This is a genomic window from Halococcus thailandensis JCM 13552 (assembly GCF_000336715.1).
Lineage (GTDB): Archaea > Halobacteriota > Halobacteria > Halobacteriales > Halococcaceae > Halococcus > Halococcus thailandensis.
Window position 1 is genome coordinate 258,062 of record NZ_AOMF01000174.1, and the last position, 26,763, is coordinate 284,824.

Below are 26,763 nucleotides of genomic sequence, written 5' to 3' on the forward strand. Positions count from 1 at the left end.
CGTTCGTTTACTGGTACTCTACTGACGAGTTTTTCGTGAGAACAGGTGTGCGCCGCCGCGACCCGAAGGGATTTGCGCCCGAGTGCGGAACCGAACGGCATGCGATCGATCGAACGCTATCTCAACGTCCGCAGCGCCTACGGTGCGAGCTTCTCGCCCGCCGGCGATCTCGCTTTCCTGTTCGACGCGACGGGCACGCCACAGGTCTGGTCGCTCTCGGAACCCGGTCGATGGCCCGATCAGCGCACCTTCTCCGACGAGCGCGTCACCACTGCCTCGTTCTCGCCCGAGCGCGAGGAACTGATCTTCGGCATGGACGAGGGCGGCAACGAGCGCGCACAGCTCTTCCGGCTCGCCCCGGACGGCGAGATCCAGCCGCTCACCGACGATCCCGACACGAAGCATCGCTGGGGCGGCTGGAGCCACGACGGCGAGCGCTTCGCCTTCGCTGCCAACCGACGCGACACGTCCGTCTTCGACGTCTACACGCAGGGACGTACAGAGACCGGTGACGACGCCACGCGCGTCCACGAGGGTGACGGCTGGCTCACGGTCGCGGGGTTCTCGCCGAGCGACGACCGACTGCTCGTGACCGAATCACACTCGAGCTTCGATCAGGACCTCTACGTGCTCGATCTCGACACTCAAGAAATAGAACATGTCACGCCACACGATGGCGACGTGCGATTTCTCGATCCTTCTTGGAGCCCGGACGGCGACGCGCTCTATCTCGTAACCGACCGCGAGTCCGATACGCTCTCGCTCGCCCGACTCGATCTCGCCACCGGCGACCTCGAAATCGTGGCCGACGGCGACGACTGGAACGTCGAAGGGATCACACTCGACGAGGATACTGGCCGGCTGGTGTACGCACGCAACGTCGACGGCTACACCGACCTCACTGTTGGCCGGCTCGCCGGCGACGGGATCGAGGAGTTCCCCGCACCCGACCTCCCGGAGGGCGTCGCTGGCGGTGTCGCCTTCGACGCCAATGCCGAGCGCTTCGCCGTCACCGTCACCGGCCGTCGCGAGAATACAAATGTTCACGTCGTCGACGTCGAGACGGGCGAGAGCGAGCGCTGGACGAACGCTTCGACTGCGGGTCTCGATCGCGAATCGTTCCGCACGCCGGAGCTCGTCCGATACGAGAGCTTCGACGACCGAGAGATCCCGGCCTTCTTCTCGCTTCCGGTGGACGCCGAAGAAGACGCAACGCCGGTCGTGGTCGATATCCACGGCGGACCCGAGAGCCAGCGCCGGCCCTCGTTCAGCCCCGTCACGCAGTACCTGCTCTCGGTGGGCTACGCGGTCTTCGAGCCGAACGTGCGCGGCTCGACGGGGTATGGGAAGGCCTACACGCATCTCGACGACCGCGACAAGCGGATGGATTCGGTCGCCGACATCGAACGCGGCGTCGCCTGGCTTCACGAACAGCCGGCCGTCGATCCCGAGCGCATCGCGGTGATGGGCGGTTCGTACGGTGGGTTCATGACGCTCGCGTCGCTCACCGAGTATCCCGATCTGTGGGCCGCCGGCGTGGACATCGTCGGCATCGCCGATTTCACGACCTTTCTCGAAAACACCGGGTCGTGGCGGCGCGCGCTGCGCGAAGCGGAGTACGGCTCGCTGGAAGACGACCGCGAACTCCTCGAATCGATCAGTCCGCTGAACAGCATCGAGCGCATCGACGCGCCGCTGTTCGTCCTGCACGGCGAGAACGATCCACGGGTGCCCGTCGGCGAGGCCGAGCAGGTCGCCGCGCGCGTCGGTGAGCGCGTCCCCGTCGAAACACTGATCTTCGACGACGAAGGCCACGGGATCGTCAAGCGCGACAACCGCATCGAGGCCTACACCGCGATCGCCGACTTCCTCGCCGAGCACGTCTGAGGGGTCGTGCGGGACGAATGAAATCGCCGAAAACGGCGTGAAAGGTGTTCACAGGGCGGTGAACGAACCTCCGTTTTTATTGTGAGTCGACGTCGTGTCGTGATATGAACGAGGCCGAACGGTCCGAACAGTGGGTGACGGACCAGCTCGACCGGCTGGAGGAGGTCTACGGCTCCGCGCCGGTCCACCAGCTCGGCTGGACCGTTCCCCCGACGCGCTACGAGCGGGCGGCCGACGCCGACGGGATCGAGCGGGCGATCGCGGGCGTCCACGTGACCAACGACGACGACGAGGTCCTCTTGATCCGCGACGGTCACGACGAGTGGGCCTGCCCGCGCGGTCCCGTCGATCCCGGCGAATCGCTCGAAGAAGGGGCGAAACGAAACGTCCGCGAGGTGACCGGGATCGACTGCTCGATCGACTCGGTCGAGCGGATCACGATCGTCGGCATCGGCGACGAGACCGACCGCGAGCGCCCGCAGGTGTACTGTCTGGTCGTGCGGTTCGTCGGCTCGTCGGGCCCCGACGAGCGCGTCGAATGTGGCGAGAGCCCCGTTCGATGGCGCAGCAGCCGCCCGACCGACCGCCTCGACGCCGGCGTGCTTGCCATCTGATACTGTCGGACGGAACTGACCGGAAATCGTGTGGTGAACTGTCACTCGTTGCAGTAGATTTTCGCAATCTGAACGTCACGTACTCCCGTCCGACAGTATGAACAGGGAGACAGATACATACTCGCCGAGGGCCAACCCGTGAGTGATGTTCCGGTGGTTGTTCCGGACGCTCGGGTGGCTGCTGTCGCTCTTCGTCCGCCTCGTGTTCGTGGTCGCCGTCGTCGTCTTCGCCGCCAGCATCGCGTTCGGCGGTCTCCCGGCTGACGGCGTCGGCGACTTGCTCGGTGATCTCGGCGTACCGGCCGACGTGGGCGACATCGGCGCGCTCGGTGCCGTCGACAACGATAGCGCCGGCGGGGTCGGCGGTATCGGCAGCATCGTCGACGACGAAGCCGGTGGATCGGGCGGAACGGCCGGTGCGGACGCGAACGCGTCGACCGTTTCGGCATCGAACACGAGCGAGCTCAACGGCACCGAACTCGAATATCTCGTTCACCGATACGTCAACGAGGAACGCGCCGAGCGCGGCGAGTCGAACCTGTCGTTCGACACCGATCTCCGGCTGGTCGCGCGCTATCACAGCACCGACATGGCCAATCGGAGCTACTTCTCGCACGTGGGCCCCGACGGCGAGACGCTCGCCGATCGCTACCGTCGCTTCGACTACCAGTGTCGCGTCAAGACGGGTACCCTCCGGTACGCGACCGGTGGCGAGAACATCCTCTACACCTACTACGACGCACCGGTCTCGATGGACAATCGCACGGTGCAGTACGACACGCAGGAGGAACTCGCCCGCGGTATCGTCAACGGCTGGATGAACTCGACGAGCCACCGAAAGAACCTGCTCAAACCCTACTGGGAGAACGAAGCCATCGGGGTTCATATCGAGCAGATCGATGGCCGGACGCGCGTCTACGCCACCCAGAACTTCTGTTGAGCGACCACAAACGGTATGTGGGCCGCGCGTGGAGTTCGGGTATGGTCGCTCGTTCGACGTGGTTGATCCTCGCCGGTGTCGCCCTGCTCTTCCTGCCAGTACCACCCATTCTGAGCGCCGTCGCCGGTGTCGGCGTCATCATCGCGGGCGTGGCGCTCCGATTCGTCGGCGACGATGACGACAGCTGACGGAATTTACTGGTTCGGCCGCTCGTGACCGTCCCAGAACCGTTCGAGCTGTGAGTCGAGAAACATCGGGGTCATCGTTCGCCACTCGTCGCGCTCGGCGGGCGGGAGATACTCGTGAACCGATCGGGGTGCATCCGGCGTGTAGCGTTCGTCGACGAGCGCGCGCACCCCGACCTCCTCGGGCCCTCTGATCACCCGGCCGATGGCCTGTCGCGCGCGGCGCACGGCGGGCACCGTGAGCGCGTACTCGAAGGCGTGCTCGTCGCCGAAGGCCGAACCATAGGCCCGCCGCACGGCCCGGATCCGCGGTGAGGCCACGTTGACGAGCGGGACGCCGACGACCGCACACGCGCTCAGTTTTTCGCCATCGTAATCGACACCCTCGGTGAGCGTGCCGCGCGTGGAGGTGACGAGGACCTTGCCGTCGTCGGCGAAGAACTCCTGCTTGAGTTCCTCGGTGGCCTCGTCGCTCGATGGCTCGTCGAGGAGCACCGGTTTCGCCACCGCGTCGGCGAGGCGGTCGTGCGCCCACGCGGCCTCGCGGTAGCTCGGCATGCAGACCAGGACGTTGCCCGGACTGCGGGCGAGCTCCCGAAGCGCGTAGGCGTAGGTCTCCCGAACCTCGCTTTCCTCGCCGGGTGGCCCGCGATTGCGCGCGGTGAAGGCCGGTGCGTCGACGATCCAGCTCGCACGATTCGTTTCGGGATAGGCGAGATCGTAGGTTCGCGTGGCGATCGGGCGCTCGCGGTCGTCGCTCTCGTCGTCCGCGGTCTCGATGAGGCGATCAAGACCGATGCACTCGCGCAGGACGTCCATCGGTTCGAGCGTCGCGCTCATCAGCACGCCGCCGCCGAGATCCGAAAACCGCTCGCGGAGATCCTCGGCGGGCAGGCAGTCGTAGCAGACCAGTCCAGCGGTGTAGTGACGCTCCCAGCCCTCGACGCGCTCGCGGTCGGTCCGCGAGAGCGTGATCTCTCGGAAGTAGCTCGCGTGATCGCGCGTCCACCAGCGAGTCACGATGCGGCCGACGTCGCCACAGACCGTCGAGCGCTGGGGATCGAGCGAATCGAGCGCGTCCGCGGCGGCCGCGCCGATGGTGTGGAGCGATTTGCAGAACCCGGCCGAATACTGCTCGTTCGCCCACTCCGAGAACGCGTCGGTCTCGTCCGTCTCGGGATCGCGCAGCGGGATCTCGACGTTTTCGGGTAGTCGTCCTCCTTCGGCCGCGCGGTCGAGATCACCGTATTCGTCCGCGAGATAGCGTTCGACGCGGCGATCGAGCCAGTCGATGGCGTCGTCGAAGAACTCGCTGGCCCGCTGAAGCTCGTCGGTGCCGACCTCGTAGCTGGCGAGCTGCGTGGCGATCTCCTCGCGGTGCTCGCGCGACTGGCCCGCGAGCGTGCTGAGATGGGAGACATCGTTTCGCGCGCGCCGGAGCGACTGGATCCCGATTCGATCGCTCAGGAGATCACGCACCCGTCCCTCCAGTCGATGAGCCTCGTCGACGATGACGAACGTCCGATCGTCGACCACGCCGTCGGTGAGCGCGCGCGTTCGCGGGTCGAACAGGTGGTTGTAGTTGCCGACCACCACGTCGGCGTCGTCGAGCAGCGTTCCCATCGCACGATGTGGGCAGGTTCCCCTGGGGACCGCACCGGCGAGCAGTTCGTCGGTGGTGACGACGTGATTTTCGTCGTCGTCGAAGGCCACGGGAACGGATTTGTCGCGGGCGTACCAGTCGGCCTCGAACGGGCAGTAGGGCTGGTCGCTCTCACTGAGCGAGTCCGGTGCGGTCGGCCGTGCGGTCGGATAGGGGGCCGTCTGGCCGGCCGTCGAGAGGTTGTCGTCGAGCGTGCGCCACGAATCGGCGTCGGTGCGGGCTTCGGCAACGAGTTCGCCCGCGCGGGCGCTGTCCCACCAGACGTCACCGCCGCCGTCGTGGGCGACCAGGCCAGCGGTGTTCTCCCGGAGGTCCTCGCAGGCGTCCTGAGTGCCCCGATCGAGCGCTCCCGCGCGCTCGTACGGGCAGAGAGTGGGTTTGCCGACGAGTGCGAGCCCGGAGAGGGGATCGTCGAGCCCGGCGTTGATCGTCCGCAGATCGTCGATGAACTGCCGGCGCTGCTGTTTGACCGGCGTCACGACCAGCACGTTGTCGTACCGGTCGGTCTCACGGAGCAGGGTTCCGGCGGCGGTGAGCGCGGCCATCGTCTTGCCCGTTCCGCAGGCCCCCTCCATGACGAGATAGCCGCCTTCAGCACCCGTCTCGATGGCCGTCTCGATGGCGTCGGCCTGGCCATCGTAGGGCTGCTCGTAGCCGAAGCGCGCCCGCCATGACGGCTCGTCGCTCCCGTGGGTGGCGGCGGATTTCTCACCGCTCATCGGTCATATGCGAGGGTCGTGCGCCATTCGTTATAGGGCTTCGCTCGTGGCCGGCAGCATCGTGGCTCGACGATGCGATTGCCGACATCTCGGCAGGCGATTACAACGATTTAAACATCCGTCCGCTGCTGGCTATCGGCCAGAAATCGTTGCCGAAAATAGTTGTATTTTTACCATCTTTGGTAGGTTTTTTGTGGCACGGGCACGATCCACACTCATGCGACCGACTGTCACACGACGTGATTTCCTCGCGATCGCCGGCACAGTCGCCATCGGGACTGGAACCGTCAGTGCGGACGGCGGGGACGACGAACCGGTCACGTTCGCGACCTACAACGTCGTCGACCTCCGCACCGAGCAGGTGCAGTCGTCGGGCGACGAACAGGCCGCCGCCGCAGCACGCGTCATCCAGGAGATCCGTCCGGACGTACTGGTGCTCAACGAGCTGACCAACAATCGTCAGGCGAGTCGGGTCAAGGACGTCCCATCGTCGCCCTCGAACGCCCGCGCGTTCGTCGAGAACTACCTCAGCGTTCCTCAGCGCTCCGATCTCCGGGGGATCGAGTATCCACAGACGGTCATGCCGACGACGAACACGGGCGTCGCCAGCGGGCTCGATCTCGACAACAACGGTACGGTCGACGAGACGTCCGGCGATCGAACCTACGGCAACGACGCCTACGGGTTCGGGGAGTTCCCCGGCAAATACGGTCTGGCGATCCTCAGTCGATTTCCCATCCGTCGGGACGCGATCCGAACGTTCCGAAAATTCCTCTGGCAGGACATGCCGGACAACCTGCTCCCGCGCGATCCGAGCACGAACAACTACCTCTCGGACGCCGAGGCCGAGGAGTTCCGTCTCTCCTCGAAGACACACATCGACGTCCCGATCGAGATCGGCGACGAGGTCGTCCACGCCCTCGCCGCCCACCCGACACCGCCCGTCTTCGACGGCAACGGGAACTTCAACGGCAAGCGCAATCACGACGAGATCCGTCTGCTGGCCGATTACGCCGCCGGTGCCGACTACATCTACGACGACAGCGGACGGCAGGGCGGTCTCGAAGATGATTCGTACGTGCTGATGGGCGACATGAACGCCGCACCCGGTGAGGCAGAGACTCTCAACGCTGCCACGGAGTATTTCGTCGAGAACGACGGGTTCGTCGCCACGCCGTTCCCGACGAGCCCCGGCGGCGCGGCGAAGAACGAACCGCGCTCGCGCTTCTGGACCGCCGAGTTCGGTTCTCAGGTCGACTACGTGCTCCCGTCACCCGATCTCGGTCGTGGCCGGACGTCGGTCGTCTGGCCGAGCGCGGCGACGACCGAGCGGGGATTGCTCGACGCCGTTCGTACCGCCTCGGATCACCGACTCGTCTGGGCGAACGTCCCGATCGAGCGCGAGGAGGTGGACGACGACCCCGAGCGGGACGATGGTGATGGCGAAAACGAAGATGGCGACGATACCGACGATGGCGATGAGGATGACGAAGACGATCGCGAGGACGAAGAACGCGAAGAAGATGAAGAGGAGGCTGGAGATGAGAGGGAAGACGAGAAAGACGATGGAGCTGAGGAGGACGGATCGGACAGCGACGATTGAGCTGCGACGGCACGACAGGCGGGAAAATCGATCGGCAGTTTTCGTCCGATATCCGCATGACTCCCGAGCGAAAGTTCAGCCGAAGTTCTCGACTTTCGCGCGGTCGGGGTCGCCGCCGGCGGCCTGGAGCGCGTCGGTGGCGGCGTCGAGGAAGTCGGCGAAGCCGTAGACGAGCACCTGTTCGTCGGGCGTGCCCGCGAGCACGTCGGCGACGGCGTCGGTCATCGGTTCGTCGCCGTCGAGAACGGTGACGACAGCGCCCGCCTCCTCGAGGGCCGTGAGGCGCTCGTCGTGGATGGGATCGTCGTCGCGGTAGACGACGGCGCTCTCCCCGCCGTCGGCGAGCGTGCGCTCGGCGATACCGATGGCGGGGCCGACGCCCGGCCCGCCGGCGAGGACGGTCGTGCGGGATTCGTCCTCGTAGTAGGCGTTGCCGAAGGGCCCGGCGACGACGATCGTGTCGTCGGGTTCCATGGAAGCGAGTTTCGGACCGACGTCGCCATCGGGATCGACGGCGACGGTGATCTCGAATGCTTCCTCGACGCCCGGCGAGGAGAGCGTGTAGAACCGCGAGAGACGTTCGCCATCGACGTCGAGCGAGAGCTTGACGAACTGGCCCGGTCGGGCGTCGAACTCCGCCGGCGTTTCGAGATCGAGCGCGATGGCGTCCGGGCCGACGTCCCGGACGGCGCGGATGCGAGTGCGTGTTGGCTCCATGTCGGCACTCGGCGAGGCCCGGGCAAATGGACTTCGATTCGGCGAGCAACACGGCGCAAACACGTCGCATCCATGGGTTTGGCAGGTGCTGCGGGCCGTGGCGGAACTGTATCCGTCGAAAATGTTGATGGTCGTTCCGAAGCCTTTTCGTCCGCAGATGGCGTAGTCGGGGCCAGCACATGCCAGATGATTTGAACTGGGCCATCGGTGGGGAGGCCGGCGACGGCATCAATTCGACGGGGAAGATCTTCGCCCAAGCGCTCTCGCGTGCGGGCCGACAGGTCTTCACCTCGAAGGACTTCGCCTCGCGCATCCGCGGCGGCTACACCGCCTACAAGGTCCGCAGTTCGACCGAACGCGTCGAGTCGGTCGTCGATAGACTCGACGTCCTCATCGCGCTCACACAGCGAACAGTGGAAGAAAACATGGACGAGCTCCACGAGGGCTCGGTCATCATCTACGACGGCGAGCGGACGATGATGGAGGACTTCGAAGCGCCCGAGGGGATGATCGATCTGCCCGTGCCGCTCAAATCGCTCGCCGAGGACGCCGGCGGGGCGATCATGCAGAACATCGTCGCGCTCGGGGCGGCCTGCGAGGTCGCGAACTTCCCGATCGACAACCTCGACGAGGCGCTCGAAAAACGGTTCGGCGACAAGGGCCAGTCGATCATCGACAACAACCAGGAGGCTGCCCGTCTCGGCGAGGAGTACGTACAAGAGGAGTACGACCGCGACGAGTTCGGCTACGACATCGAGACCACCGACAACGACTACGTCCTCCTGAACGGCGACGAAGCCATCGGCATGGGCGCGATCGCCGCCGGCTGTCGGTTCTATTCGGGCTATCCGATCACCCCCGCGACGGACGTGATGGAGTATCTCAAGGGGCGACTGGAGCGCTACGGCGGCCACGTGATGCAGACCGAGGACGAACTCTCGGCGATCAACATGGCCCTCGGCGCGGCACGGGCCGGTGCGCGGGCGATGACCGCCACCTCGGGCCCGGGGATCGACCTGATGGCCGAGACGTTCGGCCTCGTCGCCCAGAGCGAAACCCCCCTCGTGATCTGTGACGTGATGCGCTCGGGCCCCTCGACGGGGATGCCGACCAAGCAGGAACAGGGCGATCTCAACATGACGCTGTTCGGCGGCCACGGCGAGATCCCGCGGTTCGTGGTCGCGCCGACGACGGTGTCCGAGTGTTTCCACAAGACGATCGAGGCGTTCAACTACGCCGAGAAGTACCAGACACCCGTCTATCTGGTCTCGGATCTCGCGCTGGCGGTCACCGAGCAGACGTTCGCCCCCGAGGAGTTCGACATGGACGCCGTCGAGATCGACCGCGGCAAGCTCGTCGGCGAGGACGAGATCGACACGTGGCTCAACGACGCAGACCAGTTCCAGCCACACTTCCCCGCCGCCGACGGCATCAGCCCGCGAACGCTACCCGGGACGTCGGGCGGCGCACACATGACGACCGGTCTCGAACACGACGAACTCGGCCGACGCACCGAAGAACAGGAAGTGCGCATCGAGCAGGTCGACAAGCGAACCCAGAAGGTCGAGACGGCGAAGGAAGAGGAGGAGTGGGATTACCGCGAGTTCGGGGATCCCGACGCCGACACGCTCGTGCTCTCGTGGGGCTCGAACGAGGGCGCGATGCGCGAGGCGATCGGCTTCCTCGACGAAGCGGACGTCTCGATCCGGTTCATCTCGGTGCCGTATCTGTTCCCACGGCCGGATCTCAGCGAGGAGATCGAGGCCGCCGACGACGTCATCGTCGTCGAGTGTAACGCGACGGGGCAGTTCGCCGACGTCATCGAACACGACACGCTTACACGACTGAAGCGGATAAACAAGTACAACGGCGTGCGGTTCAAGGCCGACGAACTGGCCGAGCGGATCACGGACGAACTCGACACGCCACAGGAGGTCCCCACATGAGCTCAGACGTCAGATTCACCGACTTCAAGTCCGACAAACAGCCGACGTGGTGTCCGGGCTGCGGCGACTTCGGCACCATGAACGGGATGATGAAGGCGCTCGCCAACACGGGTAACGACCCCGACAACACCTTCATCGTCGCCGGCATCGGCTGCTCGGGCAAGATCGGCACGTACATGCACAGCTACGCGCTCCACGGCGTCCACGGACGCGCACTCCCCGTCGGCATCGGCGTCAAAAGCGCCAACCCCGACCTCGAAGTGATGGTCTCGGGCGGCGACGGCGACGGCTACTCGATCGGTGCGGGCCACTTCGTCCACGCCGCGCGGCGCAACATGGACATGACCTACGTCGTGATGGACAACCGCATCTACGGCCTCACCAAAGGTCAGTTCTCGCCCACCAGCCGCGAGGACTTCGAGACCTCGACCTCGCCGGACGGTCCGAAGCAGTCACCCGTCAACCCGCTCGCGCTCGCGCTCGCGGCCGACGGCACGTTCATCGCCCAATCGTTCTCCTCGGACGCCCAGCGCCACGAGGAGATCGTCCAGCAGGCTGTCGAGCACGACGGCTTCGGCTTCGTCAACGTCTACAGCCCCTGCGTGACGTTCAACGACGTCGATACCTACGACTACTTCCGCGACACCATCGTCGATGTCGAGGACGAGGACCACGATCCGACCGATCGCGACGCCGCCCGCGAGAAGATCACCAACGACACCGAATACCAGGGCGTCATCTACCAGGACGAGGACTCGGTCCCCTACAACGAACGCCACGGCCTCGATTCGAACATGGCCGACATCCCCGACGGCGCTCCCGAGGACGCCACCGACCTCGTCCGCGAGTTCTACTAACGACTTTTTTACTTCGGGGTGTCGCGCGCTCGTTTCACTCGCGCGCTCAACCCCTCGCAAAAACCTCGACTAAAAACTCCCGTTCACTCGCGCTTCGCGCTCGTTCACGGTGAACCGCGCTCACTACGTTCGCGCGGATATTGATTCACCACGGCACCGCACCTCAACCGCACAGCACCGCATCCGCCGAAGCCCTCCTCGCTCACTCCGTTCGCTCGTTCGCCCTTCGTCCACCAGGACAACTATCCGCCGCGGCCGCAACCGCACCGCCACAGCGACCGCGCCGCTGCCGCGTGGCGGTCGCAGATCACTCGCCGAGTTCGTCGCGGAGATAGGCCGCGATCTCGTCGATACCGTCGTACGCGCGGTCGACGATCCCCTCCATGTTGAGGAATCCGTGAATCATCGACTCGTAGTTCGTGTGCTCGACAGCGACGCCGGCTTCCCGAAGTCGGTCGGCGTAGGCGATCCCCTCGTCGCGCAGCGGATCGAACCCGTTGGTCATGACGAAGGCCGACGGGAGGTCGGTGAGATCGCGTGCCGCGAGCGGGAAGGCGAGCGGATTGTGTGCGTCGAGTTCGTTCTCGATGTACTGATCCAGAAACCACAGCAGGTCCTCGGCGGTGAGGAAGTAGCCCGAGGCGTTCTCCGCGCGCGAATCCATCGGCTCGAGATACGTCGTCGCCGGGTACAGCAGGATCTGTCCGTCGATATCGGGCATCCCGCGCTCGCGGGCCAGTAGCGAGACCGTCGCCGAGAGGTTCCCGCCGGCACTGTCGCCCGCGACCGCCAGCCGATCGCCGTCGCCCGAAAACCGCTCGGCGTTGCTCGCGAGCCAGTTCGTCGCCGCGTAGGCGTCTTCCAGCGCCGCCGGCCACGGATGCTCCGGCGCGAGCCGGTAGTCGACCGACACCACCAGACAGTCGCTGCGCTTGGCCAGCAATCGACAGAGGTTGTCGTAGCCGTCCAGACTCCCGAGCACGAACCCCCCTCCGTGGAAGAAGGCCACCGTCGGAAACGGTCCTTCGCCAGCGGGCACGTACGCCCGTGCCGGCAGCTCGCGCCCGTCGGCCGGAATCGTGACGTCGGCGACTCGCCCTACGTCCACGGGATCGTCACCCGCGAGTTCCAGCATTCGATCGAGCTGCTGGCGCGATTCGGCGACGTCGCCCGACAGCGAGATGTCGTACTCGTTCAGGAGATCGAGCAGCTGTGCGACCTGTGGATCGAGTTCACCCTTCATGCTGTTTCCCATATTCGACGCCTTCGACTAACCGTTTCGTCGCATCGGCGGCATCGATCGACTGCGGATTGACGCCGACGGCGACCACCGCATCACCGCCGTTCTGGACGACTGCGACGTGGACGTACACCGGTGTCGTCCCGTTGGCGGAGCGGTTGGTCGTCGCGTACGTCACCAGTTCCGTCGGCTGGCCGACCAGCGTGACGTTCTGGCGGTTTTCGACCGTCAGCGCGCTCGTGTTGTTCACTTCGCCGAGCATCCGGCCCACGTCGCGGCGCTCGGACGGCTTCGCGAACGGGTTTATCGGCGTTCCGTTCGCCTCGGGGCTCGGCGTACTGAAGACGGCGAATCGCCCCGCGTGATCGCCGTGTGCGTACGTCTCGATGTGGTTTTTCACACCGACTGTACGGTCCTCGCCGTCGATCCCGACCGTCTCGTTGAGCGCGATCGTGGCGCTGTCGTCGAGCGCGTAGCCCGTCCGATCGAGGGTGTCGTTCCCGACCGCAACGGGGTTCGCCTCGGCGGTGAGCTGACCACCGGGGAGCGTACAGCCGCTCACCACGACGAGAACGACCAGCGCGAGCGCGAGACGGAGACGGCGCATGGGCCCGAGAGAGTCTTGAGGAATAAGACGGTTACCCACGGTATTCCCGGTCTACTATATCTCGGAGAGAAGATAGCTCATCCGAGGGAGAGAAGAGATCGTCCGACGATATCGTCGAACGGGCGACCGTTCGCTACCGATACGAAAGTGCCGATTTCCCGTCAATTCCGCCCGTTCAAGTGGTTTTGGCCCCTGTTTTCGGTATGAGTACGACCCCTCCCGGACCGAAGGGGTTGCCGGTGGTCGGCAACTCGTATCACTACGCACAGGACCCGCTGCGGTTCATAACGGCGGTTCGGGACGCCTACGGCGACATCGCGCAGTTCACGCTCGGTCCCGAGCAGGCGTACATGCTGACGAACCCGGACGACATCGAGCGCGTGCTCGTCAGCGACGAGGATTCCTACCGCAAACCCCAGTTCCAGGCAGACACGCTCGGCAACCTCCTCGGCGACGGCCTGTTGCTCAGCGAAGGCGGGACGTGGAAACGCGAGCGCCAGCGGATGCAGCCGGCGTTTCTCAGGAGCCGACTCGACGACTGTGCGGGGCTGATGGCCGAGTACGCCGCTGAGATGGCCGCCGGATGGGAGACGGGCCAGACCATCCAGGTCGACATCGCGATGGCGAAAGTCACCCTCAAGATCATCACCAGCGCGATGATGGGCGTCGAACTCGACGACACGACGATCGATCGCGTCCAGGAGAGCCTCCAGCCCGTCGGCGATCAGTTCAGTCCGACGATCCGTGGCTTCCTGATGCCCGAGTGGGTGCCGACGCGCGAACAGCGCGAGTATCGCCAGTCGATCGACGTTCTCGAAAGCGTCCTCCGGGACGTCCTGCGCGACCGTCAGGAGCCACACGCCGACGGGCCGGACATGCTCTCGCTGCTGTTCGACGCACAGTCAGAGAGCGCCGAGGTCGATCGCGAACTGATCCGCGACGAGATGATGACGATGCTGCTCGCGGGCCACGACACGACGGCGCTCGCGCTCACCTACACCTGGCATCTCCTCGCGCGCCATCCCGAGATCGAAGCGCGACTCCACGACGAACTCGACACGGTGCTGGGCGGCGAGCCGCCGACGAGCGAGACGGTGCGACGGCTCGATTACACCGATCGCGTGCTCAACGAGGCGATGCGGCTCTACCCGCCGGTGTACACCCTCTTTCGAACTGCGAAGGAGCCGGTCGATCTCGGCGGCTATCGCCTGCCGCAAGGCTCGCTGCTGATGCTCCCTCAGTGGGCCATCCACCGCGATCCCCGCTGGTACGACGATCCCGACACGTTCGATCCCGACCGCTGGAAACCCGCGCGCCGGAACGAGCGCCCGAGCTATTCGTACTTCCCGTTCGGTGCCGGCCCACGGTCGTGCATCGGCAAACAGCTCTCGCTGCTCGAGGCGAAGTTCATCATCGGCACCGTCGCACAGGACTACCACCTCGACCTCGAATCGAGCGCCTCGTTCGACTTCCTGCCGACGCTGACGCTCCATCCCGCCGATCCGGTCGAGATGTCGATCCGCGAGCGTCAGTAGCGATCAGTCGTCGGCGACCGCCGCACCGACTTCGATCTCGCCGGCGTCGAGCTCACGCTCGACCTCGCGGGCGGCCATGACCATGTTCTCCATCTTGCCGTAGGCCACGTCTCGCGGGAGGAGCTTCACGCCACAGTCGGGGCTCACCGTCAGTCGCTCGGGCGGGACGATCTCCAGGCCCTTCTGGATGTTCGCCTTGATCGTGGCGACCGATTCGACCTCGGCGACGTGGACGTCGGTGACGCCGAGTGCGAGATCGAGATCGAACTCGGGCTCTTTGAACACGTCCAACTGCTCGTAGTCGCCGTTGGCGAGCTCGACGTCGAACTCGTCGATCGGGAACTCCAGGATCTCGGGGTAGATCCGCGAGTAGTCGCCGTAGCAGACGTGCAGGCCGATCCGTACTTCCTCGGGGAGGTCGGCGACGATGCGGTCGAGCGCCTCGCCGACGATCGCGTGATCGTCGGGCGTCGTGGCGAGGGCGGGTTCGTCGATCTGAATGTAGCGTGCCCCGGCATCAACCAGCTTTCGAATCTCCTCGTTGACGAGGTCCGCGAGCGCGAGCGTGAGCTCACGATCGTCGTCGTAGGCCTCGTTGAAGCTCCAGCTGGCGAGCGTGTAGGGGCCCGTAATGGGGACCTTCACCGGGCGATCGGCCACGCCGTCGGTGAACTCGAACTCCGAGACGAGCCAGGAGTCGTCGTACTCGACGTCGTTCACGACGGAGGGTTTGTCGAAGTAGTTGTGACCCCAGACCTTGACGGGACCGTTGAACTCGTAGCCCTCGATGCGATCGGCGAAGAACTCGACCATTTCGTTCCGTCTCATCTCGCCGTCGACGACGGCGTCGAGGCCCGCGCGCTCGTGCTCGTGAGTGATGAGGCGGGCAGCGTCGTCGGTCGCCTCCTCCCACTCGCCGTCGTCGAACTCGCCCTCGGGTTCGTCGTGGAGTTCGCGCACGCGATCGAGCCACTTCGGTTTCGGATAGCTCCCCACGACGGTGGTGAGGATGAAGTGCTCGTTCGGGTGGTCGGCCGGCCGGAACTGCTCGCGGCTCATCGGGCCACCTCCGCGGCGCGGGCAGCGCCCGCGGCCAGCGCTTCGAGCTTCTCGACGCAGCGACTCACCGGCAGGTAGAACAGTTCGGTGTTGGTAGTGACGTACATGGTTTCGAACTCCGCACCGGGCGTCTGCTCGTCGACCCACGCGACGCGCTCGGCGATCTTTTCGGGCTCTTCGACCAGCGTGTTCTGGCCGTCGGCCAGCCCGAGCGCGATCCCCTCTTTCGTCCCGTACTCGTTGATGTTGTAGAGATTGTCCTCGTGGTTCGTGACGAAGTCGTAGCCCACGGCGTCGATGTCCGCGTCGAGCAGGTGGGCGTGGACCTTCTCGGTGAGCGCGCCCCAGTAGGTCTGGACCACGACGTCGGCGTCGGTCGCGTCGGCCACGCGGTCGATTGCCTCGCTCGCGCGTTCGTCCTCGCCGTCGCCGGGCGGGCTCGTCACGAGCGACGGTTCGAGGACGAAGACGGTCTCGACGTCCGAGAACGCCCGCACCTCGCCCGCGAGGAAGTTCGCGATGGCGTCGAGGAACGCCGCCTCGTCGCCGTAGAACTCGTCGGTGGCGAGCTCCGACAGCGAGTACGGACCGGGAACGACCGCCTGCGTCGGCGTATCGGGGGCGAGTTCGCCGAGCGCGTCGAGATCGTCGGCGAGGTCACCGTCGAAGGTGAGTTCGCCGGAGACGACCGGCTCGCGGTAGAAGTTGTTGTTGTCGTAGTAGCGGACGATCCCTCTCGTCTCGACGGCGTCGTGGACGCAGAGCGGGTGAGCGAGCATGTCGTCCCAGCGGAGCTGTCCCTCCACGACCCTATCGAGTCCGGCGGTCGCCTGCCAGTCGGCGACGGTCGCTCGGGTCTCTTCGTAGACGTCCGTGATCTCGGTCCCCTCGCTCCCGTCGACGAGGTCCTCCTTCTGGTGGCCCTTCAGGCTCCCCAACTGGTCTTTCGCCCAGTCGGGCAGCGGAAACACGCCGGGCGTCGTCGCGACGAATTCCGTCATAGGTGGGATGGGGAATGACGGCGCTTAATATTTGCTACTCGCGATTATGCACTCAGGTAATCACTCGCGGTCGAGACGGAGGATCGAGAGCGTCTCGAACGGGAACGAGTCCTGGTCGACGGTCGTCGCCGTGAAGCCGGCCTCGTTCGCCAGTTCGACGACGGTGTCGAACCCGCTCAGGCTGCTCACGAGCATGAGTACCCGCCCCTCCGGGCTAAGCACCCGCCCGACGCCGGTGAGAAACGGCTCGATCACCGCGCGTCCGCTCTCGCCGCCCGCGAGCGCCACCTCCATCCAGTCGTCGACCGCTTCCTCGGGCGTCGTCGGCAGATAGGGTGGGTTGAACGTCACGAGATCGAATACATCCTCCCCAAAGGGTTCGGTGAGATCGCCCCGCACCACCCGAATACCGCTCTCGCGGGCCTGCCGACAGGCATGTGGGTTCGGATCGACGCCGTAGACCGTCGCACCGGTCTCGGCCATCGCGGTCGCGACGTAGCCCGATCCGGTTCCGACGTCGAGCGCGCGATCGGCGGGGGTGACCTCGTCGCGGGCGGCCGTCGCCAGCAGGTGCGAGTCCTCGGCCGGCTGATAGACCTTCTCGCGCTCGCGGCGCTCGTCGAGTCCCACGCTACTCACCTCCGTCCGTCGCGGGGCTGAGGCTGCCGTGTTCGGCGTGCGGGCCGACCTCGCCGCCCTCGTCGCGGGCGGCGAGCACGCGCTGCGGGTAGGCGATCGAGATCCCCTCGCGGTCGAACGCCTCCTTGATCGCCTGGATGAACGCGGTCTTGGTCCCCCAGACGCGCCGCGAGCTCGGATCGTCGATCCAGAAGCGCGCCTCGAGGACGATGCTCGACTCGTCGAGCTCCTTCAACACGGCCTGGGGCGAGGGTACCGATCGTGGCTCCTCCATCTCCGCCATCGTCTCCTCGGCGAGCGCGATCACGTCGTCGAGATCGGTCGCGTAGTCGATCCCGATCTCGGTGTCGACCCGCAGGCGGTTGTTTTCAGAGAGATTGACGAGCGGCTCGCTCGTGATCTGGTCGTTCGGGATCAGCACGTGCTCGTCGTTGAACGTCCGGATCTCGGTGTTGACGATCGTGACGTCCCTGACGATCCCCTCGTACTCCTCGACGACGATCCAGTCGCCGACGCGGAACGGGCGCGAGAAGAGGAGAACGAAGCCGGCCGTGATCGAACCGATCGTCTCTCGGGCAGCCAGTCCGACGACCGCGCCGAGCGCCCCCGCACTGAGGAAGAGTCGGCTGAGTTCGATCCCCCAGATCGCGAGCACGACGAACAGCGCGGCCACGGCCACACCGACGTCGGCGACGTGGTAGGCGACCTCGCTCTGGTGGTCGGTGATCGCCCCGTACTCCTCGGCCAGCCGGTCGATCGAGCGGTTGAGAAGCCGTATCAGCAGATAGGCCAGGACGATCACGCCGGCGATGAGCAGCAGTCGAGCGCCGGTCCAGCGGTTCACCGAGAGCGCGTCGAGCACCAGCCCGATGGCCGGCACCACTCGCCAGACGACCATCAGCCAGTAGACGGTGCCGACGACGCAGACGGCCACGACGCCGGCCTGGAGTGCTTCGGTGAGCCGCGAGCTATACCGTCGCTTGAGCGGCTTTCCGGCTCGTCTGACGACCAGCACGATACCGGTTAGGACGACCAGCGCGCCGAGACTGCCGAGCAGCTGTCCGCCGGTCGACGAGAGATACGCCTTCTGGATGGAGCGGAGGAACTCGGGCACTAACATCGGCTATCGCACCCCGACAGCCGCCTCAGACGCGCTCGAACTCCTCGCCACCACACTTCGGACAGAGTCGCTTTCGCTCGTCGAATTCGGCATAACAGTCGATACACTGGAATTCTTCGTCGTCGGACTCCGCACTGGCAGTGTCCGCGCCGAGCGTCTCACGGAGGCCCTCGATGAACGCCATGTAGTTGAACACGCTCGTGAGACGTTTCGGTTTCGTGCATGCACGTGCCGTGTTCGTTCGACCGACAGGAATCGTGAACCGTTCTCCCGGCTCGCCGCGTTCCACCGGCCCGATCCCACCCATTCGTCAGATACGGCGTCGAGCATGATTTCGCTGAACGCAGTCATTTCGGAGGAGCGACGTCGGTGTGTTCGATCGCCAGCTCCGTCAGCGCGGCGAACTGCTCGGGGGCGAGTTCGCCCGCACGCTTGCCCAGCAGTTCCTCGTCGGCGGCCTCGACGACCGCTTCGGGCCGTTCGATACCCGTGATGTGGCCCGTGTTTCGGATCGCGTTGCGCAGCGTCTTGCGCCGCTGGGTGAACACGCCCCTGACGAACGCGAGGAAGGGTTCCTCGGGAACGCTGTAATCGGGCTCGCGGGGCGTGGTCCGCACGACGGCGCTCTCGACGGCCGGCGGCGGCGAGAACGCTGCCGGAGGCACGGTTTCGACGATCTCGCAGTCGGCGTAGTGGCCCGCCGTCACCGACAGCCGGCCGTAGTCCTCGGTGTTGGGAGCCGCGACCATCCGCTCGGCGAACTCCCGCTGGACGGTGACGACCAGCGGTCGCTTGCGGGGCAGCAGTCGGAACAGGACCTCGCTCGAAATCCCGTAGGGGAGGTTCGACAGCGAAGCCGTGAAATCGGGCAGATCGACGGCGAGCGCGTCGCCCTCGACGACGGTCAGACGTCCCGCGGCGACTGCGTCGGCGAACTCCTCGCGGAGGAAGGCGGCGAGGCGGCTGTCGCGCTCGACGGCCGTCACGCGCTCGGCGCGGTCGAGCAGGCGAGCGGTCAGCGCACCCGTGCCAGCACCGATCTCCAGGACGTGGCTCGTGTCGAGTTCGGTAGTGTGGGACGCCAGGCGGTCGAGCACGCGATCGTCGACAAGGAAATGTTGATCCTGGTCCGTGTCGGCGCGCACGCCCGCCCGTGCGAGCAATGCATCGGGATCGCGCTGCTGATCGTGGTCTCGTTCGTCGGCGTCGCGTCCGTGACTCATCGCCATCCGCCCGCCACGGCCGCGCTCGACGCTCGCTGGTTCATGGCGACGATAGCGACGCGGCCGACAAAACCCTATTCACTCCTCGTCGCGGCCGACGAAGATGCGGTACTTCAGATCGTCGTCGCGCAGCTCCTCGCGGATGCGCTCGACGAGGATCTCCTTCGGGCGGTGGAGCCCGGCGACGCGCTCTTCGAGTTCGTCGAAGCTCTCGAACGGTTTTCGCTTGCGCTCGTCGAGGATCGAGTTCCTGAGTTTCTTCCCGATCCCCGGCAGGAGGTTGAGCTGATGCAGCCGGAGGGTGATCGGCTGGGCGTCGTTGTAGAAATCGACGAACCGCTGCTCGTCGCGGTCGATGGTGTCCTCGATCGCGTATTCGAGCTCCGAGCGGGCGGCGTTCGGCAGCGCGTCGAACTCGATGGCGTGTGTCGCTTCGATGACCGGGTCGTCGGGCCGGATCCGATCGCTGAAGCCGATGTCGGCGTCCTCGGCGAGCGTGAGCTCCGACAGCAGGAAATCGTCCTCGCCGAGGGCGAACGCGAGCGGCGATTTCTGCTGTGGCGGCCGGTCGTCGTCGGGACGGCCGGTCGGCAACATATCGAGGACGACGGCACGGTGCTCGCCGGCCTCGTCGCTTTCGACATCGCTCATAGCGTCCGCCTACGCCGAGGATACACTTAAACCCGTCCCGCTCAGTCGTAGCGGGCGACCACGTCGAGAACGGCGTCGAGCTCGTCGCCCGACAGCGAATAGCGCTCCTGGGCGAAGACGGCGCGGAGCTCGTCGCGGTTGGCGGGCTTCAGATTGGCGATCTTGTACGCGGTCGACTCGTCGATCTTCTCCTGGGATTCGAGTTCGTCGACGAACTCACGAGCCTCCTCGATCGTCAGATCCGCAAAGCGGTTGACGTGGTCGATGGCACGGGCGAGCTCGTAGCGCATCTCGCGCTCCTCGTCGGCGGCGCGCTCGGCCTCGATGTCGGCGAGCAGCTCCTTCGTCTCGGCGAGCGTGAGATACTCCTCGTCGAGTTTCTCCTTGAAGATCGTCATTCCTGCCGGCGGAGATGGGCGGCGGTGACGATGATCGTCTTCTCCTTCCCGCCGTCGGTGATGCGCACGCGGTAGGCGCGCCCCTGCTCGTCGAGCACTTCGCCGGTGTGGCCGTCGAACCGGGGATGGAACCGGCCGTCCGGCACGCTCGGATCGAGACTGAGATGGACGCGATCGCCGGCGTCGAACTCCTCGATGGCGCGCTGGGGCGGCGAGGTACCACGCTCTCGCGGGTCGTTGGAGAGTTTGTTCCGGGTTTTCTTGAGTGGGCCCTTGGAGTTCGGCATATGGCCTGCGTTGCAGAGCGGCCCGTATAAAACGTGTGTTCCGGGACGGCGAACTATATCCGGCCGACGTTCTGCACGTCGACGCTCTCGACACGACCGACGCTGGTGAAGGCCTCCTCGACCGATTCGGTCCCACCCGCGTCGTCGGGAACGATCACCGTCGGCAGCAGCGCGACCAGCCCGAAGGCGACGTCGTCGCGCTCGAAGCCGTTGATCTTCGCACCCTCGGGTAGCGAGTCCTCCAGCTCCTCTTGGAGGTCGTCGAGATCGACTTCGGGGCTCTCGGGCATCACCTTGAGCTTCGCGGCGACCTTCCCCATCGTTACGGCCCCGTGAACCCGCAGTCGGGACACTCGTAGAGGTTGCTCTGCTTGCGGCAGGTCGCACACCGGCGGATGCGGGTCCCGCAATCGGGACAGTCGAAGGCGGCGGCGTTGGTTCCGGAGACGTCGATACCACAGGAGACGCAGGTCCGCGACTGCGTCGATGCGGAGTCGCTCTCGCTCATACCGCAACCTGTGTACCCGCGGGTTAAGTCTTGTCGAAAGCCGATCGCCGTACGCGACCGTGCCGATCGCGGTCCCTCCCCCTGCTCTCCCTCCCTTCCCCTCCCGACGTTGCCCAGTAGCGTGTACTCCTGCGAGACGCGGTTCGTATAGGATTCCCTTAACTAATTTTTTATACGATCGATGTGATCGTATGTGATGGTATGGTAGACCATAGCCGTCGGACGTTCCTTCGATTGACCGGCATGGCGGGTGCCGGGCTTGCCTTCGGGACCACGGCCGTCTCGGCCGCCAGCGGGAAGAAACGCTTCCTGATCGATCTCCGCGAGGTCGATCGCTCGGCGGTGTCCGCGGACACGGAGATCATCCACGATCTCGCCGACATCGACGTTCTCGTCGCTGCCGGCGATCCCGACGAGGTCGGCGGTCCGGCCGCCACCGCGCCCGACGTGGAGATCGTCCCGCACGACGACGAATGGGACGGCGACGACGGGCCGGCCGTCGAGCGCGACGATGACGACGAGGAGACGCCGGGGGTTCCCGACCGCCGCACGCTTCAGTGGGACAAACACGCCCAGGAACTCGCCGAGGAGGTCCACGAGACGACCCGCGGCGCGGGAAGTCGGGTCGCCGTTATCGACAGCGGGGTCTACGCCGATCATCCCGATCTCGACGAGGTGGTGAACGAGGAGCTCTCGCGGAACTTCACCGGCGACGGCGGCGGGTTCTTCGCCAGCGGCGCGAGCGATCACGGCACTCACGTCGCCGGTATCACCGCCGGGACGAACGACTACGACGGTGAACGCGGCGGGATCCTCGGCACCGCACCGCGAACCGACCTGCTCGCGCTCCGCGTGTTCAGCCCCGGCAACGAGGGCGCGGCGACCGGCGACATCCTGGCGGCGATCGTCTACGCCGCCGAGACGAACTGCGACGCCGCGAACCTGAGTCTCGGCATTCCGGCGACGGATGGGAACAGGAATCCGGAACTCGTCGCGATCCAGAAACTGTACGGCCGTGCCGCCAGCTACGCGAACGAGCAGGGGACGGTCGTCGTCAACTCGGCCGGCAACTCCGCCGTCGATCTCGATCCCGAGGAGACGATCGGCGTGCCGACGGAGGCCGACGGCGTGTTCGCGGTGTCGGCGACGGGACCGATCGGCTACATCTGGGACGACGAGTTCGACGACGAGATCGAGGCCGAGGAGGCGCTCGAATCCGAGAACCTCCGCAAGCCGACGACACAGCCGGCGAAGTACACCACGTACGGCGGGAGCGTCGTCGACGTGAGCGCAGCCGGCGGGAACTTCGATCCCGATGCACAGGACGAAGCCAACGACGGCGACGCTGACTCCCCGAAATGGTTCTACGATCTCGTGCTCTCGACGGTCTATAGCGAGGAGAACGGCGACGTCTCGCCCGATTATGGATTCAAGGCCGGCACCTCGATGGCCGCTCCACAGGTGACGGGTGCGGTCGCACTCGTGCGATCGTTGCGTCCCGAAATGAGCGTCGCGGCGGTCGAGGACCTGCTCCGCGACACCGCACGCGACATCGGCGAAGCCGATTACCGCGGCGACGGGCATCTCGATCTCACCGCGCTCATCGGTGCCGCCAGCGGGGAGGGCGGGGACGACGAAGATGACGATGGCGACGAAGACGACGGTGAAGAAGACGGCGAGGACGAAGACGACTGACGGTCTCTCCCTTCTCCCATCGCTTCTTCTGCATCACTCCACGATCGGGGTTTTCGAGCCGCTCGAAACGATCCGATCAGTCGGCCGGATAGCGAATCAGATCGAGTTCGGCGAGCTGCGCGAGGAAGTACGAGAGCGTCTCGTCGACGGGTTCGATCCGTTCGTCGGGCACTCTCGCGGCGAGTTCGTCGGCGATCGCAGCCGTCGTCGTCTCGCCGTCGCAGTGACGCCAGACGATGCTGCCGACCGCATCGAGTTCGAGTTCGCGCTCGGTCGGCGTATCGAACAGATCGAAGAGGAACTCGTCGATGCGGTTCCGTGGCCGACGCGGGCGCTGGATCGTCACGTTCGGGTCACCATCGACGCGCTCACAGTCCCAGTCCTCGGTCGTCCGGACCGGGCGACGTACCTGTGATTCGGTTTCGGACATGATCAGTAGAGCTCCTCGACGTCGTCGGTCTCCCTCGCGCCACGGATCGTGCTCGCGGCGATGAACGCGAGCAGTCCGCCGACGGCGGCGACGCCGAGCCACAGCGAGAGCTGGTCGCCGATACCGACGGGGAACGGGATCTCGCCGCCGGAGCCGACGCCGAGGATCCGGATCGCGCCGACGACGATGCCCATGATCGCCTCGCCAGCGATCAAGCCCGCGGCCACGATACGGCCGTTGAGTGTCGCGCGTTCGGTCGCTTCCTCGTCACCCGTCCGTTCGACGTAGCGAGTGACGATGGCCTTCAGCACGCCGCCGAGGAAGATCGGCGTCGCCAGGCTGATCGGGAGGTACATCCCGACCGCGAACGGCAACACCGGCACGTCCATCATGATGAGGACGGCCGCGAACGTCGCGCCGATCAGCACCATCCCCCAGTTCGCCGTCCCGTTGAGGACGCTTTCCGCGATCAGCGCCATGAGCCCGGCCTGTGGCGCGGGGAGCGTCTGGCTGCCGAGCCCGTAGGCCTGGTTGAAGAAGACGATGATCCCGCCGGCGAACAGCGCCGACAGCCCGATCCCGACGAGCTGGGCGATCTGCTGTTTCCGCGGCGTCGCGCCGAGCAGATAGCCCGTCTTGAGGTCCTGTGAGGTGTCGCCGGCGACCGCGGCCGCGATCGCGACGACCGAGCCCGTGACGAGCACGATGACCGGGTCGGAAACGCCGGTCGAGCGGAGCACGACCGCGGCGATCAGGATCGTCGCGACGGTCATCCCCGAGACGGGGTTCGAGGAACTCCCGACGACGCCGACGAGATAGGAGGAGACCGCGACGAACAGGAACGCCGCGAGCACCGCGATGAGCGCGCCCAGCAGCCCGACGCGGACCTGCGGGATGACGACGAGCAAGATCGCGACGATGGCCGCGCCGACGACGACGATCGCCATCGGGAGGTCGCGGGCGGTGCGTTTGCGGTCCATGTTCCCGTTGAGTCCCTCGCTGAACTCCGCGCCCGCGAGTCGGATCGCATCGAGGATCGTCGAGCGCATCGAGGCGATCGCGTACAGCCCGCCGACGATCATCGCGCCCGCGCCGACGTAGCGGACGTAGCTGCTCCAGACCGCGTTCGCCTGCTCGAACAGCGTCCCGCCGGCCGCGTCGGGCGGTACCATCCCACCGGTGACGAGCAGCGGGATCAGCATCATCCAGGAGACCAGCCCGCCGCCGAGGATGTACGCCGCGATGCGTGGCCCGATGATGTAGCCGACGCCGACGAGCGCGGGCGTGAAATCCCCACCGAGCGCGAAGCCGCGGGTGTTCGTCACCGAGAACGCCCCCTGGATCGTCGTCTGGATCACGCCCCAGATGTTCGCGAGCGCCGTGTAGAGCGCGCCCACGATGAACCCGATCGAGACGAACCGGACGCCGCGCCCGCCGTGTTCGCCCGCCTGGAGCACGTCCGCACAGGCGGTCCCCTCGGGATAGGGGAGCTCCTGGTGCTGTTCGACGATGAGATAGCGCCGCATCGGGATCATGAACAGCACGCCGAGGATCCCGCCGAGCAGCGAGACCGCCGCGGTGGTGACGATATCGATCGACTCGCCGAGGAAGGCGACGCCGGCGAGCGAGAAGATCACGCCGGCGGTCAGCGACGAGCCGGCCGACGTCATCGTCTGGACGATGTTGTTCTCCAGGATCGTCCCCTGGATGCCGATGCGCGAGAGGCCGTAGAACAGTCCCATACTGATGACCGCCGCCGGGATGGAGGCGCTGATCGTCAGCCCGGCACGCAGCCCGAGATAGGCGTTCGCCGCCATCAGAACGACGTTGAGCACGAGCCCCAGCAGGACCGCCTTCACCGAGAGTTCGGTCATGCTGGTGTCGGCCGCAACGTACGGGTCGACACCGCCGGTCGATGGCGGTTCGTTCTCCGATTCCATGTGAAACTACCCCGCAGTATTTGCCCAAGTACGGAAAGAATTGCGCACTGACCTCGCTAACCGGCTGTCTATCGTGTCTCAAGACAACAAACGTCAACTCTGTCGTGATATTCGTTACGAATCTCGAACTATGTGAAAGGAACAATCGCACGCAGTCCCGGCCGTCTTGAAAATCGGTATATCGTCGACCAGTGACCGGAGAAGAACTGCGAGAATCGATCTATCCCATCGATTCGGCGGCCGTGTCGGTGCCGTCGAACCGATCGCGAACGAACAGCCCGAGCAACAGCAGCGTCGCGACCGTGAGCACGGCGGCGAACGCGAGCACGAACAGCGTGACCGGTGTCAGCCCGCTCGCGACCTGTTCCTGGAGGAACGAGCCGGCCGTGACGGCGGTGACGCCGACGAGTGCGAGCCCGCCGACGTTGGCGAGCGTCGAGTTCGTCTCCGGCACTGCCTGGCGATCGTTGAGCAGATAGAGTACGACCGCGAGCGCGAACGGCGTGCCGACGAGCCCGAACGCGAGCGTCAGCACGAGCAGCGGGAACGCCTCGCCGCCGATGAAGACGCCGCCGATACCCGCCAGCGCGACGGCGACGATAGCTGCCCGGTAGCGGCTGTCGGAGACGTCGCGCTCCCAGCCGAACTTGTCGGCGAGGAGATAGGGCGGAACGACCGTGTTCGCGCCGAGCGTCGAGACGGCCGCGCCCCAGAGGCCGATCAGGAACAGCCAGCTCGCGGCGTCGCCGACGAGCGGGCCGAGCGCCTGCGCGGCCGCGGTCGCGGTCAGTTCGGCTCCCGAGACACCCGGCCCGTGGAGCACCGACGCGGCCACGAGGAAGATGGCGAGGCTGTAGATCCCGAACGCGCCGAGCATCGAGAGACCGACGTCGAACCGGGCGAGATCGATGTCGTCACGGCTCCAGCCGTGTGCGTCCATCGTGTACGACTGCATCGTCACGAGCGTGACGTGGACCGCACCACCGAGGATACCGGCGGCGACGAGCGCGCCGTCCACGCCGGCGGGGATCCGCGGGACGAGCCCGCCGGCCGCCGCCGAGAGATCGATCGGGACGACGAACAGCGAGGCGAGGAAGGCGAGGACGACCAGCGAGACGAGCAGTTTCGCGCCCGTCTCGGCGAGGCGATAGCCGCCGCCCGCGAGCCCGGCCGCGAGCACGAGCGCCCAGACGACCGCCCAGACGCGTGCGTCGATACCCGTGATCGTCGCCGAGACGCCGGCGACCGTCTTCATGATCGTGAGCTGTGCCAGTCCCGCGGCCAGTACCGCGTCGACGA

27 protein-coding genes are annotated in these 26,763 nt (G+C 66.0%); 9 read left to right on the plus strand and 18 right to left on the minus strand.

The features are described from left to right. The first annotated feature begins 99 nt into the window (after positions 1-99). The 4 genes from C451_RS18805 (at position 100) to C451_RS18820 (ending at position 3,629) form a co-directional block, all read left to right on the plus strand. Entirely contained in the window at positions 100-1,887 is a 1,788-nt protein-coding gene (locus C451_RS18805) for a S9 family peptidase (RefSeq protein WP_007743101.1), read from the plus strand. A gap of 104 nt (positions 1,888-1,991) precedes the next feature. Then, positions 1,992-2,501: an NUDIX hydrolase gene (locus tag C451_RS18810; protein WP_007743103.1), complete on the plus strand. Its 510-nt coding sequence runs from the start codon at positions 1,992-1,994 to the stop codon at positions 2,499-2,501. Between the two features lie 145 nt (positions 2,502-2,646). Beyond that, positions 2,647-3,441 (plus strand): CAP domain-containing protein, encoded by a 795-nt coding sequence (locus tag C451_RS18815; protein WP_007743106.1) that lies wholly within the window; start codon positions 2,647-2,649, stop codon positions 3,439-3,441. A gap of 41 nt (positions 3,442-3,482) precedes the next feature. Continuing rightward, positions 3,483-3,629 carry a hypothetical protein gene (locus C451_RS18820; protein ID WP_049913220.1) on the plus strand — a complete coding sequence of 49 codons (147 nt, stop codon included), beginning with the start codon at positions 3,483-3,485 and terminating at the stop codon, positions 3,627-3,629. Between the two features lie 6 nt (positions 3,630-3,635). On the opposite strand, the gene C451_RS18825 is transcribed toward C451_RS18820, so the two are convergent. Beyond that, complete coding sequence (locus C451_RS18825; RefSeq protein WP_007743107.1) at positions 3,636-6,008, minus strand: ATP-dependent DNA helicase; 2,373 nt, start codon at positions 6,006-6,008, stop codon at positions 3,636-3,638. Positions 6,009-6,225: 217 nt separating this feature from the next. On the opposite strand from C451_RS18825, the gene C451_RS18830 reads away from it, so the two are divergent. Then, positions 6,226-7,611: an endonuclease/exonuclease/phosphatase family protein gene (locus tag C451_RS18830; RefSeq protein WP_007743113.1), complete on the plus strand. Its 1,386-nt coding sequence runs from the start codon at positions 6,226-6,228 to the stop codon at positions 7,609-7,611. A gap of 75 nt (positions 7,612-7,686) precedes the next feature. On the opposite strand, the gene C451_RS18835 is transcribed toward C451_RS18830, so the two are convergent. After that, positions 7,687-8,328 carry an FAD-dependent oxidoreductase gene (locus C451_RS18835; RefSeq protein WP_007743115.1) on the minus strand — a complete coding sequence of 214 codons (642 nt, stop codon included), beginning with the start codon at positions 8,326-8,328 and terminating at the stop codon, positions 7,687-7,689. A 179-nt stretch (positions 8,329-8,507) separates the two neighbouring features. Between C451_RS18835 and C451_RS18840 the strand changes: the two genes are divergently transcribed. Together C451_RS18840 and C451_RS18845 are read left to right on the plus strand one after the other, a co-directional pair. Beyond that, on the plus strand, positions 8,508-10,274 hold the full coding sequence (locus tag C451_RS18840; RefSeq protein WP_007743117.1) for a 2-oxoacid:acceptor oxidoreductase subunit alpha: 1,767 nt from the start codon (positions 8,508-8,510) through the stop codon (positions 10,272-10,274). Continuing rightward, complete coding sequence (locus C451_RS18845) at positions 10,271-11,131, plus strand: 2-oxoacid:ferredoxin oxidoreductase subunit beta (RefSeq protein WP_007743119.1); 861 nt, start codon at positions 10,271-10,273, stop codon at positions 11,129-11,131. Before C451_RS18840 ends, C451_RS18845 begins: the two co-directional genes overlap by 4 nt. Before the next feature lie 307 nt (positions 11,132-11,438). Here C451_RS18845 and C451_RS18850 read toward each other — a convergent pair whose 3' ends face one another. Further along, complete coding sequence (locus C451_RS18850) at positions 11,439-12,374, minus strand: alpha/beta hydrolase (RefSeq protein WP_007743120.1); 936 nt, start codon at positions 12,372-12,374, stop codon at positions 11,439-11,441. Further along, positions 12,364-12,978 (minus strand): DUF6517 family protein, encoded by a 615-nt coding sequence (locus C451_RS18855; RefSeq protein WP_007743123.1) that lies wholly within the window; start codon positions 12,976-12,978, stop codon positions 12,364-12,366. Before C451_RS18855 ends, C451_RS18850 begins: the two co-directional genes overlap by 11 nt. A 203-nt stretch (positions 12,979-13,181) precedes the next feature. On the opposite strand from C451_RS18855, the gene C451_RS18860 reads away from it, so the two are divergent. Continuing rightward, positions 13,182-14,513 carry a cytochrome P450 gene (locus C451_RS18860; RefSeq protein ID WP_080503565.1) on the plus strand — a complete coding sequence of 444 codons (1,332 nt, stop codon included), beginning with the start codon at positions 13,182-13,184 and terminating at the stop codon, positions 14,511-14,513. Between the two features lie 3 nt (positions 14,514-14,516). On the opposite strand, the gene C451_RS18865 is transcribed toward C451_RS18860, so the two are convergent. The 11 genes from C451_RS18865 to C451_RS18915 all read right to left on the minus strand — a co-directional run bounded on the left by C451_RS18865 (position 14,517) and on the right by C451_RS18915 (position 21,399). Continuing rightward, a complete protein-coding gene (locus tag C451_RS18865; protein WP_007743127.1) occupies positions 14,517-15,572 on the minus strand; it encodes a methionine synthase in 1,056 nt (351 codons plus the stop codon). After that, positions 15,569-16,573 (minus strand): 5-methyltetrahydropteroyltriglutamate--homocysteine methyltransferase, encoded by a 1,005-nt coding sequence (locus tag C451_RS18870; protein WP_007743129.1) that lies wholly within the window; start codon positions 16,571-16,573, stop codon positions 15,569-15,571. The genes C451_RS18865 and C451_RS18870 overlap by 4 nt, the downstream gene beginning before the upstream one ends. Positions 16,574-16,633: 60 nt before the next feature. Further along, the gene (locus tag C451_RS18875) at positions 16,634-17,203 is read right to left on the minus strand and encodes a HemK2/MTQ2 family protein methyltransferase (RefSeq protein ID WP_007743133.1); all 570 of its coding nucleotides are present in this window, start codon (positions 17,201-17,203) and stop codon (positions 16,634-16,636) included. Position 17,204: 1 nt separating this feature from the next. After that, positions 17,205-18,332, minus strand: a complete 1,128-nt coding sequence (locus C451_RS18880) for a mechanosensitive ion channel family protein (RefSeq protein WP_049913221.1) — start codon at positions 18,330-18,332, stop codon at positions 17,205-17,207. Between the two features lie 25 nt (positions 18,333-18,357). Beyond that, the gene (locus C451_RS18885) at positions 18,358-18,639 is read right to left on the minus strand and encodes a hypothetical protein (RefSeq protein ID WP_007743135.1); all 282 of its coding nucleotides are present in this window, start codon (positions 18,637-18,639) and stop codon (positions 18,358-18,360) included. Between the two features lie 40 nt (positions 18,640-18,679). After that, positions 18,680-19,561 (minus strand): 16S ribosomal RNA methyltransferase A, encoded by an 882-nt coding sequence (locus C451_RS18890; protein WP_007743136.1) that lies wholly within the window; start codon positions 19,559-19,561, stop codon positions 18,680-18,682. A gap of 72 nt (positions 19,562-19,633) precedes the next feature. Beyond that, on the minus strand, positions 19,634-20,206 hold the full coding sequence (locus tag C451_RS18895; protein WP_007743137.1) for a DUF655 domain-containing protein: 573 nt from the start codon (positions 20,204-20,206) through the stop codon (positions 19,634-19,636). A 41-nt stretch (positions 20,207-20,247) separates the two neighbouring features. Continuing rightward, a complete protein-coding gene (locus tag C451_RS18900; protein WP_007743138.1) occupies positions 20,248-20,604 on the minus strand; it encodes an RNA polymerase Rpb4 family protein in 357 nt (118 codons plus the stop codon). Beyond that, complete coding sequence (locus C451_RS18905; protein WP_007743139.1) at positions 20,601-20,891, minus strand: 50S ribosomal protein L21e; 291 nt, start codon at positions 20,889-20,891, stop codon at positions 20,601-20,603. Before C451_RS18905 ends, C451_RS18900 begins: the two co-directional genes overlap by 4 nt. A gap of 53 nt (positions 20,892-20,944) precedes the next feature. Beyond that, positions 20,945-21,211 carry an elongation factor 1-beta gene (locus C451_RS18910; RefSeq protein ID WP_007743145.1) on the minus strand — a complete coding sequence of 89 codons (267 nt, stop codon included), beginning with the start codon at positions 21,209-21,211 and terminating at the stop codon, positions 20,945-20,947. 2 nt (positions 21,212-21,213) lie between these two features. Then, positions 21,214-21,399 carry an HVO_2753 family zinc finger protein gene (locus C451_RS18915; protein ID WP_007743147.1) on the minus strand — a complete coding sequence of 62 codons (186 nt, stop codon included), beginning with the start codon at positions 21,397-21,399 and terminating at the stop codon, positions 21,214-21,216. Between the two features lie 201 nt (positions 21,400-21,600). On the opposite strand from C451_RS18915, the gene C451_RS18920 reads away from it, so the two are divergent. Next, positions 21,601-23,094, plus strand: coding sequence for a S8 family peptidase (locus C451_RS18920; RefSeq protein ID WP_241431259.1), 1,494 nt, complete (start codon positions 21,601-21,603; stop codon positions 23,092-23,094). A 76-nt stretch (positions 23,095-23,170) separates the two neighbouring features. Here the strand turns inward: C451_RS18920 and C451_RS18925 are convergent, their stop codons facing one another. The 3 genes from C451_RS18925 to C451_RS18935 all read right to left on the minus strand — a co-directional run. Then, positions 23,171-23,524, minus strand: coding sequence for a PqqD family protein (locus tag C451_RS18925; RefSeq protein WP_007743154.1), 354 nt, complete (start codon positions 23,522-23,524; stop codon positions 23,171-23,173). A 2-nt stretch (positions 23,525-23,526) separates the two neighbouring features. Then, the gene (locus C451_RS18930) at positions 23,527-25,464 is read right to left on the minus strand and encodes an OPT family oligopeptide transporter (RefSeq protein ID WP_007743155.1); all 1,938 of its coding nucleotides are present in this window, start codon (positions 25,462-25,464) and stop codon (positions 23,527-23,529) included. Positions 25,465-25,684: 220 nt separating this feature from the next. After that, the coding region (locus C451_RS18935; protein WP_007743162.1) for an NRAMP family divalent metal transporter at positions 25,685-26,763 on the minus strand (1,079 nt) is incomplete at its 5' end.

Excerpts from the sequence above, each read along its gene's own strand:
- C451_RS18860 (WP_080503565.1), top strand. The coding sequence starts at position 13,182 with ATGAGTACGACCCCTCCCGGACCGAAGGGGTTGCCGGTGGTCGGCAAC.
- C451_RS18895 (WP_007743137.1), bottom strand. The coding sequence starts at position 20,206 with ATGAGCGATGTCGAAAGCGACGAGGCCGGCGAGCACCGTGCCGTCGTC.
- C451_RS18930 (WP_007743155.1), bottom strand. The coding sequence starts at position 25,464 with ATGGAATCGGAGAACGAACCGCCATCGACCGGCGGTGTCGACCCGTAC.
- C451_RS18890 (WP_007743136.1), bottom strand. The coding sequence starts at position 19,561 with ATGGCGATGAGTCACGGACGCGACGCCGACGAACGAGACCACGATCAG.
- C451_RS18830 (WP_007743113.1), top strand. The coding sequence starts at position 6,226 with ATGCGACCGACTGTCACACGACGTGATTTCCTCGCGATCGCCGGCACA.
- C451_RS18820 (WP_049913220.1), top strand. The coding sequence starts at position 3,483 with ATGGTCGCTCGTTCGACGTGGTTGATCCTCGCCGGTGTCGCCCTGCTC.
- C451_RS18850 (WP_007743120.1), bottom strand. The coding sequence starts at position 12,374 with ATGAAGGGTGAACTCGATCCACAGGTCGCACAGCTGCTCGATCTCCTG.
- C451_RS18925 (WP_007743154.1), bottom strand. The coding sequence starts at position 23,524 with ATGTCCGAAACCGAATCACAGGTACGTCGCCCGGTCCGGACGACCGAG.
- C451_RS18920 (WP_241431259.1), top strand. The coding sequence starts at position 21,601 with ATGGTAGACCATAGCCGTCGGACGTTCCTTCGATTGACCGGCATGGCG.
- C451_RS18855 (WP_007743123.1), bottom strand. The coding sequence starts at position 12,978 with ATGCGCCGTCTCCGTCTCGCGCTCGCGCTGGTCGTTCTCGTCGTGGTG.
- C451_RS18870 (WP_007743129.1), bottom strand. The coding sequence starts at position 16,573 with ATGACGGAATTCGTCGCGACGACGCCCGGCGTGTTTCCGCTGCCCGAC.
- C451_RS18885 (WP_007743135.1), bottom strand. The coding sequence starts at position 18,639 with ATGGGTGGGATCGGGCCGGTGGAACGCGGCGAGCCGGGAGAACGGTTC.
- C451_RS18865 (WP_007743127.1), bottom strand. The coding sequence starts at position 15,572 with ATGAGCCGCGAGCAGTTCCGGCCGGCCGACCACCCGAACGAGCACTTC.
- C451_RS18910 (WP_007743145.1), bottom strand. The coding sequence starts at position 21,211 with ATGGGGAAGGTCGCCGCGAAGCTCAAGGTGATGCCCGAGAGCCCCGAA.
- C451_RS18915 (WP_007743147.1), bottom strand. The coding sequence starts at position 21,399 with ATGAGCGAGAGCGACTCCGCATCGACGCAGTCGCGGACCTGCGTCTCC.
- C451_RS18815 (WP_007743106.1), top strand. The coding sequence starts at position 2,647 with ATGTTCCGGTGGTTGTTCCGGACGCTCGGGTGGCTGCTGTCGCTCTTC.
- C451_RS18835 (WP_007743115.1), bottom strand. The coding sequence starts at position 8,328 with ATGGAGCCAACACGCACTCGCATCCGCGCCGTCCGGGACGTCGGCCCG.
- C451_RS18810 (WP_007743103.1), top strand. The coding sequence starts at position 1,992 with ATGAACGAGGCCGAACGGTCCGAACAGTGGGTGACGGACCAGCTCGAC.
- C451_RS18840 (WP_007743117.1), top strand. The coding sequence starts at position 8,508 with ATGCCAGATGATTTGAACTGGGCCATCGGTGGGGAGGCCGGCGACGGC.
- C451_RS18825 (WP_007743107.1), bottom strand. The coding sequence starts at position 6,008 with ATGAGCGGTGAGAAATCCGCCGCCACCCACGGGAGCGACGAGCCGTCA.
- C451_RS18880 (WP_049913221.1), bottom strand. The coding sequence starts at position 18,332 with ATGTTAGTGCCCGAGTTCCTCCGCTCCATCCAGAAGGCGTATCTCTCG.
- C451_RS18845 (WP_007743119.1), top strand. The coding sequence starts at position 10,271 with ATGAGCTCAGACGTCAGATTCACCGACTTCAAGTCCGACAAACAGCCG.
- C451_RS18805 (WP_007743101.1), top strand. The coding sequence starts at position 100 with ATGCGATCGATCGAACGCTATCTCAACGTCCGCAGCGCCTACGGTGCG.
- C451_RS18905 (WP_007743139.1), bottom strand. The coding sequence starts at position 20,891 with ATGCCGAACTCCAAGGGCCCACTCAAGAAAACCCGGAACAAACTCTCC.
- C451_RS18900 (WP_007743138.1), bottom strand. The coding sequence starts at position 20,604 with ATGACGATCTTCAAGGAGAAACTCGACGAGGAGTATCTCACGCTCGCC.